The sequence below is a fragment of the Silanimonas sp. genome, from assembly GCF_027531545.1.
Taxonomy (GTDB): Bacteria; Pseudomonadota; Gammaproteobacteria; order Xanthomonadales; family Xanthomonadaceae; genus Silanimonas.
Genome location: NZ_JAPZSC010000063.1, coordinates 1 through 1186, shown reverse-complemented (window position 1 = coordinate 1186; position 1186 = coordinate 1). Strand labels below are relative to the sequence as shown.

Annotated in this window: 1 protein-coding gene; it reads right to left on the bottom strand. The window is 66.9% G+C overall.

All coding sequences use genetic code 11. The features are described 5' to 3' along the window. On the bottom strand, nt 1–1156 hold a 1156-nt coding region (locus O9280_RS17215), incomplete at its 3' end, for an IS256 family transposase (protein WP_298345753.1). Nucleotides 1157–1186: the final 30 nt, after the last annotated feature.

Here is a 1186-nt window from a genome sequence, read left to right as displayed (position 1 = left end):
TCCAGTCGGCGGTGATGTTGCGCAGAGCCAGCCAGATCAGCTTGGTCGCGGCCTCGTCGGTGGGGAAATGCCCGCGGCTCTTGATGATCTTGCGCAGCCGCGAATGCACGCTCTCGATGGCGTTGGTGGTGTAGATGATCCGCCGCACCTCGGGCGGGAATGCGAAGAACGGGATCACCCGGCTCCAGGCCCGACGCCAGGCCGCCACGACGGTCGGGAAGCGCTGTCCCCAAGGTCCTGCTTCGAACGCGTCCAGCTCGTCTTCTGCGGCTTCCGCGCTCGGCGCGGTGTAGACCGGCTTGATCGCTGCGGCCAGCGCCTTGCGGTCCTTCCAGCTCGCATAGTCCAAGCTGTTGCGGATCAGGTGCACGATGCAGGTCTGCAGCGTCGTAGAGGGAAACACCGCCTCCAAGGCCTCGGGTAGCCCCTTCAGGCCATCGGCGACGCCGATCAGGATATCCTGCGTGCCGCGCGTCTTCAGGTCGTTGAAGACCTTCATCCAGAACTTCGCGCCCTCGGTGTTCTCGATCCACAGCCCGAGGATGTCGCGGGTGCCGTCCGGCAGCACGCCCAGCGCCAGGTACACCGCCTTGTTCCGCACAACCCCGCCCTCGCGGATCTTCACCCGCAGCGCGTCGAAGAACACCACCGGGTACATCGGCTCCAGCGGACGGGCCTGCCAGGCCCCCACCTCGGCCATCACCTCGTCGGTGACCGCGCTGATGAACTCCGGTGACACCTCGACCGCGTACATCTCGGCCAGATGCCCTTGGATCTCGCGCACCGACATGCCGCGGGCGTACATCGAGATGATCCGATCGTCGAAACCGGCGAAGCGGCGGTCGTGCTTCGGGATCAGCTGCGGCTCGAAGCTGCCAGCCCGGTCACGGGGCACGTCGATCCGCAACGGCCCCTCGTCGGTCAGCACGGTCTTGCCGCTGCGGCCATTGCGATGGTTGCCGCGGCCGCCCTCGGGGCCGGCCAGGTGCACGCCCAACTCGGCGCCCAAGGCGCGCTCGATGACGGCCTTCTTCAACTTCTGGAATACGGCCTCGACGCCGGCGGCGTCCATCGGGCCGGGGATCAGCTTCTCAAGCAGCTCGTCGGGAAGGATGGCGTCCGGCTTCGCGGCGGGGGTGGTTTTCTTGCGTGGCATGGGGGCTCCTGAACATCGTCATGGTAGGCC